This is a genomic window from Methylobacter sp. sgz302048 (genome assembly GCF_052162025.1).
Lineage (GTDB): Bacteria > Pseudomonadota > Gammaproteobacteria > Methylococcales > Methylomonadaceae > Methylobacter.
The window spans coordinates 4,015,614-4,029,378 of the sequence record NZ_CP197401.1; the positions used below are offsets into that span (position 1 = coordinate 4,015,614).

General features: G+C 51.5%; 16 protein-coding genes and 1 other RNA gene. 4 read left to right on the forward strand and 13 right to left on the reverse strand.

Annotated elements, in window-relative coordinates:
* Window positions 1-2: 2 nt before the first annotated feature.
* From ubiH to ACTNE6_RS18000, 3 genes are read right to left on the reverse strand one after another with little or no spacing between them, the layout of a single operon-like run.
* Window positions 3-1,214 carry a 2-octaprenyl-6-methoxyphenyl hydroxylase gene (ubiH, locus tag ACTNE6_RS17990; protein WP_442497727.1) on the reverse strand — a complete coding sequence of 404 codons (1,212 nt, stop codon included), beginning with the start codon at window positions 1,212-1,214 and terminating at the stop codon, window positions 3-5.
* The gene (gene pepP / locus ACTNE6_RS17995; protein WP_194968160.1) at window positions 1,214-2,524 is read right to left on the reverse strand and encodes a Xaa-Pro aminopeptidase; all 1,311 of its coding nucleotides are present in this window, start codon (window positions 2,522-2,524) and stop codon (window positions 1,214-1,216) included. Before pepP ends, ubiH begins: the two co-directional genes overlap by 1 nt.
* A 16-nt stretch (window positions 2,525-2,540) precedes the next feature.
* The gene (locus ACTNE6_RS18000) at window positions 2,541-3,062 is read right to left on the reverse strand and encodes a UPF0149 family protein (protein WP_442497728.1); all 522 of its coding nucleotides are present in this window, start codon (window positions 3,060-3,062) and stop codon (window positions 2,541-2,543) included.
* 188 nt (window positions 3,063-3,250) lie between these two features.
* Between ACTNE6_RS18000 and ACTNE6_RS18005 the strand changes: the two genes are divergently transcribed.
* The 4 genes from ACTNE6_RS18005 to ACTNE6_RS18020 all read left to right on the forward strand — a co-directional run bounded on the left by ACTNE6_RS18005 (window position 3,251) and on the right by ACTNE6_RS18020 (window position 4,455).
* Window positions 3,251-3,478 (forward strand): TIGR02449 family protein, encoded by a 228-nt coding sequence (locus ACTNE6_RS18005; RefSeq protein ID WP_194968158.1) that lies wholly within the window; start codon window positions 3,251-3,253, stop codon window positions 3,476-3,478.
* Window positions 3,475-3,783, forward strand: a complete 309-nt coding sequence (locus tag ACTNE6_RS18010) for a cell division protein ZapA (RefSeq protein ID WP_434484615.1) — start codon at window positions 3,475-3,477, stop codon at window positions 3,781-3,783. Before ACTNE6_RS18005 ends, ACTNE6_RS18010 begins: the two co-directional genes overlap by 4 nt.
* Window positions 3,784-3,795: 12 nt before the next feature.
* Window positions 3,796-3,975: non-coding RNA, 6S RNA (gene ssrS / locus ACTNE6_RS18015), on the forward strand.
* 21 nt (window positions 3,976-3,996) lie between these two features.
* Complete coding sequence (locus ACTNE6_RS18020) at window positions 3,997-4,455, forward strand: EVE domain-containing protein (protein WP_442497729.1); 459 nt, start codon at window positions 3,997-3,999, stop codon at window positions 4,453-4,455.
* A 43-nt stretch (window positions 4,456-4,498) separates the two neighbouring features.
* On the opposite strand, the gene ilvA is transcribed toward ACTNE6_RS18020, so the two are convergent.
* The 10 genes from ilvA to gspG all read right to left on the reverse strand — a co-directional run bounded on the left by ilvA (window position 4,499) and on the right by gspG (window position 13,756).
* Window positions 4,499-6,061 (reverse strand): threonine ammonia-lyase, biosynthetic, encoded by a 1,563-nt coding sequence (gene ilvA, locus ACTNE6_RS18025; protein WP_442497730.1) that lies wholly within the window; start codon window positions 6,059-6,061, stop codon window positions 4,499-4,501.
* Window positions 6,062-6,139: 78 nt separating this feature from the next.
* Complete coding sequence (gene gspD / locus ACTNE6_RS18030) at window positions 6,140-8,344, reverse strand: type II secretion system secretin GspD (protein ID WP_442497731.1); 2,205 nt, start codon at window positions 8,342-8,344, stop codon at window positions 6,140-6,142.
* Entirely contained in the window at window positions 8,334-8,936 is a 603-nt protein-coding gene (locus ACTNE6_RS18035) for a hypothetical protein (protein WP_194968153.1), read from the reverse strand. Before ACTNE6_RS18035 ends, gspD begins: the two co-directional genes overlap by 11 nt.
* Window positions 8,933-9,514 carry a type II secretion system protein GspM gene (gene gspM / locus ACTNE6_RS18040; RefSeq protein WP_194968152.1) on the reverse strand — a complete coding sequence of 194 codons (582 nt, stop codon included), beginning with the start codon at window positions 9,512-9,514 and terminating at the stop codon, window positions 8,933-8,935. Before gspM ends, ACTNE6_RS18035 begins: the two co-directional genes overlap by 4 nt.
* Window positions 9,501-10,613, reverse strand: a complete 1,113-nt coding sequence (locus ACTNE6_RS18045) for a PilN domain-containing protein (protein WP_194968151.1) — start codon at window positions 10,611-10,613, stop codon at window positions 9,501-9,503. The genes gspM and ACTNE6_RS18045 overlap by 14 nt, the downstream gene beginning before the upstream one ends.
* Window positions 10,588-11,661 (reverse strand): general secretion pathway protein GspK, encoded by a 1,074-nt coding sequence (locus ACTNE6_RS18050; protein ID WP_442497732.1) that lies wholly within the window; start codon window positions 11,659-11,661, stop codon window positions 10,588-10,590. The genes ACTNE6_RS18045 and ACTNE6_RS18050 overlap by 26 nt, the downstream gene beginning before the upstream one ends.
* Entirely contained in the window at window positions 11,658-12,407 is a 750-nt protein-coding gene (locus ACTNE6_RS18055) for a prepilin-type N-terminal cleavage/methylation domain-containing protein (protein ID WP_434484622.1), read from the reverse strand. The genes ACTNE6_RS18050 and ACTNE6_RS18055 overlap by 4 nt, the downstream gene beginning before the upstream one ends.
* Window positions 12,404-12,820, reverse strand: a complete 417-nt coding sequence (locus ACTNE6_RS18060; protein ID WP_442497733.1) for a type IV pilus modification PilV family protein — start codon at window positions 12,818-12,820, stop codon at window positions 12,404-12,406. Before ACTNE6_RS18060 ends, ACTNE6_RS18055 begins: the two co-directional genes overlap by 4 nt.
* Complete coding sequence (locus ACTNE6_RS18065) at window positions 12,795-13,331, reverse strand: GspH/FimT family pseudopilin (RefSeq protein ID WP_442497734.1); 537 nt, start codon at window positions 13,329-13,331, stop codon at window positions 12,795-12,797. Before ACTNE6_RS18065 ends, ACTNE6_RS18060 begins: the two co-directional genes overlap by 26 nt.
* Complete coding sequence (gspG, locus tag ACTNE6_RS18070; protein ID WP_442497735.1) at window positions 13,328-13,756, reverse strand: type II secretion system major pseudopilin GspG; 429 nt, start codon at window positions 13,754-13,756, stop codon at window positions 13,328-13,330. Before gspG ends, ACTNE6_RS18065 begins: the two co-directional genes overlap by 4 nt.
* Between the last annotated feature and the right edge of the window lie 9 nt (window positions 13,757-13,765).

The window sequence follows — 13,765 nt, forward strand, 5'->3', positions numbered from 1 at the left end:
GATTATCTCCTGCTGCCCAATCGCGGCATGCGGCCGACAAGCCCCATCGCCTGCCGGGCCAGCAGCGCCTTGGCCGCCGGTATATGATCGAGCAGCGTCAAGCCGATGTTCCTGACCAAGGCCAGGGCCAGCCATTCATTGGAAAAAATCCGCACGACATTGTCGGTAAAGCCGATAACAAGGTTGTGGTCTTTTTGCCGGACCTTAGCGTAGCGATTTAAAAAATCGGCCGCGCCGATATCCTGACCATCCCCATGCTGCTCGATAATCATTTCAGCCAGCGCCACAACATCGCGCAACCCCAGGTTAAATCCCTGACCCGCCACCGGATGCAATTGATGAGCGGCATTGCCGATAATGACCGCCCGCCCTGAAACCATTTTTTCCGCACGTATCAGCGACAACGGGAAAGTCCGCCTGGGCGCGGCTAAAGCAAGCTCGCCCAGCCTGTAACCGAAGCATTCCTGAAGCTCGTTCAGAAAGTCTTTCTCGCTGCCGGCCATCAACGCCTTCGCATCTTCATCGGTTCTTGTCCAGACCACAGCGCACCCGCTGTTGCCGCTCGGCAGCAGCGCAAGCGGCCCGGAAGCCGTAAAACGCTCATAGGCGGTATTGTTATGCGGCACGGAGGTTTTAACCGTAGTGACCAGCGCCGTCTGCCCGTATTCAGTGGCTTTCTGGTCGATGTCCAACAGTTTACGCACCGATGACTGGCCGCCATCGGCGCCGACCAGCAATTTAGCCGACAGGCTGAACGACTCATCGCCGCGTTTCAGGCTGACATGAATTGCATCCTCGCCGGACATCAAGCCGACAACGCGGGCCGGACAAATCAGCTCGATATTGGCCATTTCGGCAAGCCGGGCCACATGCGTTTCAATGTCGCGCGCCGAAATCACATACCCCAGCGCATCGACATTTTCCTGTTGCGCAGACAGCCGGGTCTTGCCGAAATGGCCGCGATCCGAGATATGGATGTTTTTTATCGCCGTGGCCGCCTGGCGTATGCCCTGCCAGATGCCCAGCGCTTCCAGCATTTTTACCGTGCCGCCGGCCAAGGCCAGCGCTCTGTCGCCGGCCGGGGAGGCATAGAGCTGTTCGCGCGTATTCACTTCGATAATGGCCATGCGCAAGCCGGTGTCTTTCAGCGCCAGCGCCAGACTGTTGCCGGCCAGACCGCCGCCTACAATGAGTAAATCATAATCCTGTTGCATCAGCCCGCCTGCATCAACGCTTCAATTTCTGCTATGGTTTTGGGCACGCCGGCCGTCAAAATCTCGTGTCCTTGCGCCGTGACCACCAGATCGTCCTCAATCCGGATGCCTATGCCGCGCCATTTCTCATCGACAGTTTCACAGTTCGCCGGTATGTACAGCCCCGGCTCTATGGTCAGCACCATGCCGGGCTCCAGCAACCGCCATTCCTTGTCGACCTTGTAGTCGCCCACGTCATGCACGTCCATGCCCAGCCAATGGCCTATCCGGTGCATATAGAACTGCTTGTACTTTTCGTTCTTGATCAGCGTGGGCACGCGGCCTTTCAGCAGTCCCAGAGATACGAGACCTTTCGTCAGCACCTCAACCGAGGCCTCGTGCGCCAGATGCCAGGGCACGCCGGGCTTGATCTGTTCGATAGCGGCCGCCTGCGCATCGAGAACCAGCTGGTAAAGCTGCTTCTGCGGCTCGCTGAAACGTCCCGAGACCGGGAATGTGCGCGTAATGTCGGCCGCATAATGATCGCACTCGGCGCCGGCATCGATCAGCAGCAGATCGCCGCTTCTTAATTTGTCCGAATTTTCGGTATAGTGCAGCACGCAGGCGTTTCTGCCGCCGGCGACAATGGAGGGATAGGCCACCGAGCGCAAGCCGCCCTGAATGAAATGATAAATAAGTTCGGCTTCTATCTGATATTCATACAGGCCAGGCTTGCAATTCTGCATGGCTTTGACATGGGCATGGGCGGATACTTCCGCCGCGCGGCGCATCAGCTTAAGTTCTTCGGGGCTTTTGAACAGGCGCATTTCGTGCAGTATATGCTCCAGCGAAACCAGTTCGCCCGGCGCTGTCACGCCGGTTCTTGATTGGCTGCGGATATGGTTGATCCATTCCAGCAACCGATGATCCAGATCCGAATCCCGGCCCATCGGATAGAAAACCTTGCCTTTGTCTTCCAGCAGGCCCGGCAGGATCTCGCCCAGATCATCGATAGGGAAAGAGTCGTCGGCCTCATAGTGCTGGGTGGCGCCTTCAAGCCCGGCATGGGCGCCTTCCCACAACGCTTTGGTTTCGTCGTATTCGCGGCAGAACAGAATGTATTCGCCCTGCTCGCGGCCAGGTATAAAGACAGCCAATGAATCGGGTTCATTGAAACCGGTCAGATAATAAAAATCGCTGTCCTGCCGAAACGGATAATCGACATCGCGGTTACGGGTTCGAACCGGGGCGCTGCCTATCAGCGCGATATTGCCCTTGCCGATCCGCTGCATTAATTGCTTTCTTCTTTTTTTGAATTCGCTTTGCTTCATTTGCTTGTTCCACCGCCTAATGAACAGTGCCGTCGGTATTGATATTTAACTCATCCCGCAGTAATAAAACGGCGGATCTCAGGTATTCAGTAACTTCCATATAGGCATTCTCGTCTTCCTCGCCTTCGGCCTCTTCGTCCAGCTTGGTAAATTCCGTAATATCCTTCAATATTTCGGAAACATCATTGGGCCAGCCTTTTGCGGTGCACACGGAACCAATGCCGAATAAAAATCCCTGGCACCAACGGCTCAATGCCTGAACACGCTCATACAGGAAAGCGTCATCGTCAGGCAAAAACAAGTCAAATTCAAACGCTTCACTAGCCAGCAATGTCCGGGTCTGCTCGAATAACTTCATCAGAGCCGCCCTGTCTTCATCGCTCAAATCGGTATCGTCCTTAAACAGTTCCTTCAGCCAAGGAGCGCTCTCGGCCTGGCCATTGACGCACAATATGCCTGTCGCCATGCCATGAGCCTCGGCAGCGGAAACATCCGCGTCGTTATGCTCTAATATCGTATTGATTACCTGGTAAACCATGACACCCACATAATAATTTCACTACTGCTAAAAAAAAAATACTGCTTATGCTACCATTGATCCCCGACTTGGATAACATTTGTTCTTCTTGGCTCCAGGGCGACTGACTATGAGCAGTATTAGAACATATCGCCGATAATCCTAACTAAACACGCGGCTGATTATTTGCAATGATGTAGTTAACTACTATGACGAATTCAGAAACAACTCAATCCTTAGAATTAAAAGAGCTCGAAGATAAACTGGACAAGCTTATCGAACAATATAATTCGGTAAAAAACGAAAACAGTTCCCTTAAAATCAAGCAGGAGTCCCTGGTCCGGGAAAAAGCCAAACTGCTTGAAAAAACCGCCCTGGCCAGAACCCGGGTTGAAGCTATGATTACTCGTCTGAAAGCAATGGAGCAAGGCTCATGAAAAAAAATCCTCAACCGGTAGCGCTTACTATCATGGGTAAAGACTATAGGATTGCCTGCGATCCTGATGAGAAGGACGATTTGATCCATTCAGCCCAGGAACTTGATCAAAAAATGCGCAAAATCAGGGATTCCGGACGAGTCAGCGGCGCGGACAGAATCGCCGTCATGGCAGCGCTCAACCTGGCGCACGAATTGCGTGTGATGAGAAACCAGAATGCCATGCTGACTCAGAGCCTCAATGAAAATCTGGCTAATATGCGTCATAAAATAGAAAACGTTTTAGAAAATCCTGAAATACAGTAAAATATTAGTTTGCATCTCCTGCAGCGTTCGAGAGTGTACTGGGTGTTTCCTGAACCTATTTTTACCCAGGGGGCAGATTACGGTGATGGTGTGCATGCCCGCTCTATACGGGAAGCCTGATTTACCGATCACGTCCCCACTTGAACCGTTGGTTCAAGGACGAAAGTGCATTACGGCGCAGGCGGGAGATGCCTTTTTCTTATAAAAATCCCCATGAATTACTGGCTAATGAAATCCGAACCGGATGCGTTCGGCATCAATGACCTGTGCAACAAACCCGACCGGACCGAACACTGGGACGGGGTGCGTAATTACCAAGCCAGAAACATGATGCGCGATGAGATGAAACTCGGCGATCAGGTTTTCTTCTATCATTCCAACTGCGATGTGCCGGGCATTGTCGGCATTATGGAAGTGGTCCGCGAAGGCTATCCGGACTTTACCGCTTTCGATCCCGATGACAAACATTTCGACCCTAAAAGCGATCCGGTCCAGCCGCGCTGGTTCATGGTTGACGTCAGGCATGTCAGAACACTGTCCCGCACCATTACTCTCCAGGAATTAAAGCAAAAGCAGGAGTTGACCGATCTTGCGCTGGTAAGACGCGGCAATCGCTTATCGATCATGCCGGTCTCCAGACAGCAATGGGATTTTATACGCTCATTGGAATAACCGGCAGTGACGACACAGGGCGGCCACTGACCGCCCGTGCTAGCTATGCCTCGATAACAGCACCATCCGATTGTTTGTTTTTCACCTCGCTGCCCCCCGAGAACAGGCGATAGGCGGGATTATCGGTTTCCTCCTGATAAGCAAAACCCAGCCCATCAAGGCATTGCTGGAATTCCTTGCGCTCTGCTTTCGGCATCTGCACGCCCATCAGGACTTTGCCGAATGCGGCGCCATGATTGCGGTAATGGAACAGGCTGATATTCCAGCGCCCGCCCAGCGCCGTCAGGAAATTCAATAGCGCGCCGGGCCTTTCCGGAAACTCCAGGCTGTAAATAACCTCATTCAGTTCACGCGGCGCATGGCCTCCCACCATATAACGCACGTGCTCTTTAGCCAGATCATTGGTGGTCATATCGGTAACCGAAAAGCCCTGATCCTGTAATTGCAGGATTAAATCGGCCCGATCCGATTCAAGCCCGCTGCTGGAGATGCCGACAAAAACCTGGGCCAGTTTGGGATCGAAATAACGGTAATTGAACTCGGTAATGCTACGTCCGCCCAGCATGCGGCAGAATCGCAAAAAGCTGCCCGGCGTTTCGGGGATGCTGACGGCCAGCAGGATCTCGCGATGCTCGCCGACCTGGGCGCGCTCGGCCACATAGCGCAGCCGGTCGAAATTCATATTGGCGCCGCTGTCGATGGCGACCAGTGTTTGCCCGGTTATCTTCTCGCGCTCGACATATTTCTTCAGGCCGGCAATACCCAAGGCGCCGGCAGGTTCGGCAACCGAGCGCGTATCGTCAAAAATATCCTTGATCGCGGCGCAGATTTCATCGGTATTGACGGTAACGACTTCATCAACATAATTTTGCGCCAGGCGGAAAGGTTCTTCGCCGATCTGCTTGACCGCCACGCCATCGGCAAACAGGCCGACTTGTTTAATGGTGACTCTGCGCTTCGCTTTCAGAGCCCGGTTCAGGCAATCAGAATCATCGGGCTCCACGCCGATGACCTTGATCTCCGGCCGCACGAATTTGACATAAGCCGCGACACCGGCAATCAAGCCGCCGCCGCCGACCGGCACAAAGATCGCATCCAAGCCGTCGGTCTGCTGCCGGAGGATTTCCATGGCTACCGTACCCTGCCCGGCGATGACGTCGGGATCGTCATAGGGATGGATGAACACCATGTCTTTTTGTTCGGCCAATTCCTTGGCATGCGCATAAGCCTCATCATAGGCATCGCCGAACAGCACCGCTTTGGCGCCTCTGGCTTTCACGGACTGGACTTTAATTTCGGGCGTGGTTTTCGGCATCACGATCAATGCCTTAATGCCCAATCTTTTGGCCGCTAGGGCAACGCCCTGGGCGTGATTGCCGGCTGAAGCGGCGATCACGCCATGCGCCCGCTCCTGCTCGTTCAGCAAGGCCATTTTGTTGTAGGCGCCGCGCAGTTTAAACGAGAACACCGGCTGCAAGTCTTCGCGTTTCAAATAGACGTTGTTGCCCAGGCGCTCCGACAGCGAGGATGCGAAATCCAGAGGCGTTTCTATGGCAACATCGTAAACTTTGGCGCGTAATATTTTTTCTATGTATTTTATCGGCATGTTTGAAAATGGGCTGAGGTCTTCTTTAACCCGGTTATTATCCCATACTATCCACTTAAGGTGCGCTGGCTATAGTCATTAATACGTTTTCGTTACCTCTTCAGTTTGCGGTATCTCATAAATGCCGGTCAATTTGCGTCTGAACTCGTCGGTAATCAGTCGGCCGTCCTGCCTGCTTGTAACAACGCGCGGTGTAATCAGCACAACCAGTTCTGTCTTAAGTTTCTCTTTTGTCGTCCCGCCGAACAAGGGGCCTATTAAAGGCAGCTTATATAAAAAGGGAATCCCATCTTGATTATAGGTATCGTTCTCATCGATCAAGCCGCCCAGCACAACCGTTTCTCCGCTGTGTACGGCTACGTTACTGGTAATTTCCCGGCTTTGTATCGTAGGCGAATCGATATTACTGGCCGTCGTCTTCTGCGGTCTTTCAACGCTTTGTTCGATATCCATAATCACGAGACCACTGGCATTGACCCGGGGCTTAACTTTCAACTTCACACCGGTTTTACGCTGCTGAATGCCACTGGTTTGCACGAGACTATTAGCGTCGAAAGTTTGGCCTGAAGTGGGAAGAGCAGATGACTGAGACGTTCTCAACGGTATTTCATCACCGACTTGTATCGAGGCTTCCTGATTATTCAGCACCATCAACGATGGCGAAGAAATCACATTAAGCTTATTGTCATTGGCCGATGCATTTAATACGGCGCGTATATCGCCCGAATCACTGAGGAACGCATAGCCAAAGCCACCTGATACTGCACCTGCGGCAATATCCCTGAGCGATGTCCCTCCCGCCTGCGCTTCCGCTAATGATCCTCTTATATTTGATCCACTCGTGTTAGTATTAGTAATGACATGCTCGCCACCCACATTATGGTGACTTAAAAACCATTGAATACCGTACTTTAAACTGTCGGTCAGGCTCACCGATACGATGGTCGCATCGATCAAGACCTGCAGCGGCATAACATCGAGCTGAACGATAACGCCGCGAATCTTTTCATATTCTTCCGGCGTCGCGACAACAACGATCGAGTTATTGATCTCATCGGCAATAATTCTGACTTCCTTACTCACCTCGGCAACGCCGCCGCCTTCCGATCCCGCGGGTTTGCTGAAAGCCGCTTTTGCCGCCTCTTGCCCCTGCTTATTGGTGATTTCAGCAGCTTTTTTTCCGGGAGCAACCTTTGCGCCTTTATCTTTCTTTGTCGATGCGCCGGTAAAAATTTCATTCAATGTCGCCGCCAATTCCACGGCATCGACATTCTGAACCTTATAGACATTCACACCGCCGCCGGTAGCCGTAGTCGACCGGTCCAGCCGCAGTATCCAGCTTTCAATATCTCGCAAATAAGAGGCTTGGTGCGTAATGGCCAGGATGGCATTCAACCGCTCGATTTCTATAAACCGGAAAAAGGTGCTCTCATCTTTTTCAGTTTTGTTAAACACCGCATCCAGCTCTTCAATAATCTGCTCCGGCGCGGCATGCACTAAAGGAAAAATACCGAATGAACGCCCCCTCAAGATATCGATATCGAAAGTGGCGACCATATCCATGATGCGCGCCAGTTCATCGGCCGTTCCGGAAACAACCAGCAGATTGCGCATGCCGTCGACTTGCAGGATGGTTTTTTCCTGCACCAGCGGCTTGATCACTTCGGCGATATCCTGTACGGCCACATTCCTGATCGGTATGACCTTCACCTGGTAACCGGCCGCGCCTGCTCTTGCAAAGTCGGTGCTGTATAACGCCTCTGCCGCGGGCTCGATATGATAAACGCGGCCGTCCTTGACCAGCGCCGCATTATTCATGCGCAGCAACATCTCCAGGGTAGGCAATAATTCTTCTTTCGTTAAAGCCTGGGTGGTCTGCAGCGTCACCTTGCCGGCCACCTTGGGGCTCAATACATAGTTTTCACCAAGTATGTCGCTCAGAATCACTTTCGCTACTTCGCCCAGGTCGGCTTCATCAAAGTTCAGGCTGTATGCGCCTTCGCCACGGGCTGCGCCCCTGCCCGGCTGCGTTGACGTCCGCGACACGAACCGTTCCGTTCCAGGATAGAGTTCCGCCGCCGGCCGCACTTTTTCACTAGGATGCGGCTTGTTTTGCAAGTGTTTAAAAACGGCCCCTTCCTGTTCCTCCGGCTGCTCTGGGAGCACTGGCGGCAGCGGTTTTTTAACGGCTACCGGCGGCCCCATAAATTCGCAACTTGACAGCGAAAGCCCCAGAACAACAGCCCAGGAAGCTTTTTTTATTTTTTTTATATTATTCTTCATTTTCGCTATTTCCTGACGTGTCTTCCGCTTTGGGCGCCTCTGCTTTAGGCGTAAATGCGTTGGGTATGCTTTTTTTCTTGGGTAATTCTTTTAATTTTGGTTTTCTTAGCATAAGCTCTTTTTGATGACTTCCTTGCTTGAGTACGACTTTGTCTGTATGAATCTCGGCCAGTGTCCAGCCGCTGATATCATCGCCTTCAGTTATTTTAAGGTATTTTTTTTCCGTGGCTGGTGCTTTATCACGGCTGAATAAGGCTGATAACTGTTTGCCTTTCGTATAGACACCCGTTAGCTGCCATTCAAAACTATCGGAACCTCCAACTGCGGTTGCTTCTTCAACCTCGACCGTTTCTACAGGTCTCCGCCCTTTGATGAATAAGGGCCGTGTGACCAGATCGGCGTATTTGTCCTCCGGTTGTTTCGTCAGCACCAGACTTGGCAAGTCGCCTACTTTGTAGGGTTGGGTTTCAACGGATGTAATCGATTTCTGCAGTTGCTTTCTGGAATGCTTCGCATATAACCACTCGGCAGTAATAATCAACAGCAAGACGGTACAAACGGAGGCCAATAATTTAATTAATTTAACATTCATCCTGGCGGTATTCTCATGAAACTAACGGCCTGAAAATTCACATTCAATTCATTGCTCGATTCAATCTGTCGGGTTTTCCTGTTTCTTATGCCTCGCACCGGCCTTATATCGATCTGATCGACGATGATCAGCGGCACCGACGTTTCCATTTTGTACAACACTGAGCGCAGCTCTTCAATAGTGCCGGTCATTCTGACTTTGACCATAATGCGGCTGAAGCCATCCTTATTGCTGACAGGAAGCGCCTGAGTACTGGTCAACTGCCCGCCTGCATCGACAATCGCCTTTTTAATAAACTCCTGTACATCCGCGGACGCCAGAGCGCCAGTCCCTTGAGCATTAAAATAACCTTGGGACAAATGCTGGGCTTTTATTTTATCCATGCCTTCAGTGACGGCGTCTTTCCTGGCTAAAATCCGCTGGTACTTCTGGAGCTTGAAAACCAGCGCATTCTTGGTTTCATGCAGTTCCATACCCTTGCTGACAATGGGCGCAATAACAACAACACCAAAAATCACTATCACAGCCGCCAGGAGGCCTACCGCAATCCAGCGCTGGGTTTTGTTATACGCCGCCATTAATGCCTCCTGCTTTGGTCACATCCACGGTGATCTGAAACCGTTCAAGCCCGCTGATTTTGTCTTGCGTAACCGGCGATACAAACCGGACGTTATCAAACAATGGCGAGGCTTCCAGAACGGCAATCAAGGCAGAAGCGGACGGTGACTCTCCTTGTATCTGCAGATGCCCATCCGAATACTGCGCATAGGTCAGCCAGGTGTCATCCTTTATTAAAGCGCTCAACGCATTCAACATGACTACAACCGATGGCGCCGAGCTTTTGACATCAACTAGCCGGCGCGACTCTTCCACCAGTGCGTCGATTTCCGACTGCGAGGCATCGATTTTACGCGCCTCTTTCTCTATGCCGCCAAGCTGTTCGCTTAATGCATTGACCGCCCGGTATTCAAACCAGACCGGCAAAGCTATAGCGGCTATCAACAGGACAAATACCGCGCTGATCAAGGCTCCATGAACCAATGCAGCGTTTTTGTTGGTTTTCTCCCTGAACTGCTCCGGCAGCAAATTGTAAAAATCATAGTCCTGCTCAAGATCATTGGCAGCATCCTCATAATCGGCAATTTTGGGCGACAGACCCAGCGCGCTTACATCGTCATAGAGCGCCTCAAGTACTTCCCGCGGAGTCAGCACCAGCATGACATTGATTTGCCCGGGCTCATGGGCGTCTGCCAGAGGCTTAACGGCAAAATAGACCTGCTCCGGTTTGAACGGTGTATAACGGTCCAGCTCATAGGAAACAACCTGAGCCAAGTTTTCCTTTGCTGCCAGAGGCAGGGTCAGTTCTTTTTGAATAGCATCCTGCCGGGTCAACCTGATAACGACATCAGCCTTGGCAAATCTTTCGTCTCTGGCTAATAGCGCCTTGACTTCCGCCATATCGGGTTCATTTCGCTCCAGCGTGGCTATCGGCTCTACTTTTCCGTTGAGGACATAGGTCATTTCCAGGTGGTGGTTGTCTGGTCTAACCAGAATAATGCCCCGCTTCTCGCTGACGAGCTGCTTGATTTTTTCCGGTACCAGGAAACTAAGTTCTCGCGCCCACCAGCGAAAAAACTTCTTGAAATCCAGTTCAATTGTCGAATTGAGGTTCAGCATATTCTGTCACTAATAATTCGCTCATTTCATCAGAGAATAATGAGTCATTGCCTGCGTAGTTGCGTTGCCATTTCAAAATCTGAAACGGCGAGGATTGTTGGCCCATGGATTGCTGTCCCGCGGATTGTTGACCAAAGGGTTGTTGGCCAAAAGGCTGTTGGCCAAAGGATGGTTGTTCACTGTTTGATCTTGCTATTATCGCGTTTATTACAGCGGTTGAGCCGTCATCCAGTTGCGCTTCGGAAATAATGGTCACCGCCCCGCTGTCTGCGGCTGGAGCAGCACTCTCTCCAGTCTCGTCCAAAGAAGATGATTCATTAAAAGGTGATGCCGACTTTAAAGCATCGACTGAACGCTCTCGCCTGGCTTGCATATATTCGTCTTTCGCCGCTTCGTCCAGGTCCGGCAACACCTGCAAAACTTCCGGAGACGCCAACTGCAGATTGACCGTAGACCCTCTCGAATAAACGGTGATCAAACCCTGCAACCAATCATAAACGCTTTCGTTCATGCCCAGCACCAACTGCAATTCCTCGATGTCCTGAAAAGGCTTGTTTCGGGGCTGATAGTTTAAACCGGCATCCTGATATTCTTTCTTTTCCGCGCCGTCCTCGCGCACCAGGTCATCTTCATCGCGCCAATCGAGAATGGCATTGACGAGCCCAGCCTGCTGACCTTCATCAATGGGGGCATGACTTACCAGTGCCTGCAACACTGCCTGATCGGCCGTGTTCAGATCTATTTTGCCGGTTTCGGATAAAAGCCGTATGCGCACTTTGCCACTCTCGAAGTTTATTTGATAAACACTGCTGTCTGCCCGCCAACGCCTGCCCGCATCGGGAATCAACATCATCATTTCCGCTATGGCAATCCCCGATTCCGCCACGGCCATGGCCTGCGCGTTATTTTTGATGCCTTCAATAATGGCAGCTTCCCTGCGCATAGTCAGCGCAAAACTGCCTGCCATGATAGTCAATAGGCTCAATATCCACAAAACAAGAACCAGCGCAAATCCCTTCTGCCTTACCTGCTTCCTGATGCGTATCACTCTGTTACCCCTGAATCTTCTGCACCGCCTGTTAAGGTGCTCGAATCACCGCCCACCTTAAGTTCGATGACCATATCCGGCCAGTAAACTTCATCTTCCCGCTCGATCTGGATTTTTACCAGGCGCGGCAAGGCATTTTTGTTGAGCCATTCGTCCCGCCATTGGCTCTCGCCGGTTTCCTGATCCGGACCAAAATAAGACAAAGCAAAATGACTCACATGCTTTATCAGGACAGCCTCCTCCTTTTGCCATTCCTCGCCTTCGGCAAGCGGAAAAAACGGCGTCAACGTCACTTTTATTTCAGCGCCGTCGTTACTGTTCCCTTGCGGCCCTTCATCCTGCACTGCCAGGGAAAACAGCTGCAAGCCCGCCCGCCCGGCACTGGCGGGAAATACGGAAACAAATTGCAAGGATTGCGCATCGCCTTGAAAAGACAACTTACTCTCTTCTTCCGTAAAGTCATTCTGTAAAGATGACTCATCTTTCGCAAAGTCATCCTTTAAAGGTTTGGCGGCCGATAAATGCTGTTGAAAAAAATTGTAGACGACAGCCACTTCATTGACTTCGGCGATTTTCTTTTCGCCCATTTCCCAGCTTTGGGCACAAATTTTCAGACTGCCAAACAGTAGCACAACCATAACGCTTAGCAAAGTCATTGCGATAAGAACTTCGATAAGCGTAAACCCATGTGATGAGTTACATGGCGAATCACCAGAAAAAGCTCCCTTTTGCCTCCAGCTTCTCATAATGCTTTATTGACGAGTCTTAGGTTGGTTAATTCAATCTGTCGCTCGCTCGCCTGATCATCGCCCCAGGCTACCATGACGTTAACCTTGAAAAGCAATATGGGTAACGTTGCCGGATCAAAATTTTCAATCGTCGGCGTAAAAGGACTTACTGAAACCAGCCAACGGTATTTTTCATTTTCCACTCCCGACCTTTCTCCTGGCTGCAACGGTGTTTCCACCCCCGTTTGAACCATTAACGATTCGGCGATCTGCACAGCGGCCGTGTATTCATCGGCCACAGACGCCGTATTGACGCCCCCGGAAAAAATCTTCAGTAAAATCCCCAGCGAAAGCGCCAGTATTGAAAACGCAATCAGGATTTCCAGCAGGGAAAAACCTCGTTGTTTACCCATGCGCACCTTCGCTGGCATCTTCAAGCTCAACCTGGCCGGTCAGCCAATTGATATCGATGCGCCATTTGGAACCGCCCCGCTCCAGTGTAACTCTTCCGCCTGTCGACGAACCGTCGGCAAAAAAGCGTATATTACCCTGGCCTTCGCCGGTTAATTCGTCCTGGGCCGTGACCAGCGAGAGATCGATGGACTCGGGAATCGTAAAAACCTTATCCCGGCCGCTTACCTGATAGCTGTTATCGCCAAGGTCAAGGGTGACGGTAGTCTGCTGATGGGCGAGCAAAGCCTGTCCTCTTGCATAACGCAGCGCCGAAACAATATCCCTTGCCGCGGCGCGAAGCTGCGTCGATTCGCGTCCTGATGACAGATTGAACGCGACAATTGAAAAACCCAGAATGATGACAAAAAGCACAACCATTAGCTCCAGCAGCGTAAATCCTTGAGTCCTGGACAATGCCCAATGAGCGGGGAGACGCAAGCCCGCCGCTCTTTTTGAGCTCAACCCTGAGCCTTCAGTTTTATGCATCATTCCCAGCTTGCGATATCCTGATCTTCGCCTTCGCCGCCTTCTTTACCGTCTGCGCCTAGCGTGTAAAGATCAAATTTGCCGTGTTCGCCCGGAAATACATAGTGGTATTCCTGCTGCCAAGGGTCCAGCGGCATTTTGGCTTTTTGCAGATAAGGACCGTTCCAGCGTTTTGCACTTTCAGGCGATTCGATGAGTGCCTTCAATCCCTGCTCGGTTGTCGGATAATTGCCCAGATCCAGCTTATACATGTCAAGCGCGGCGGACAGATCTTCAACTTGAACGCGGGCCGCTTTGGTTTTGGATTCGCCCATGTGTTTCATGACCTGAGGCCCGACTATGCCGGCCAACAGGGCGATAATGCCCAGCACGACCAATAATTCAAGTAAGGTAAAGCCAGTTTCTGTAAGTTTTCTATATTGTTTCATCGTAAAAAA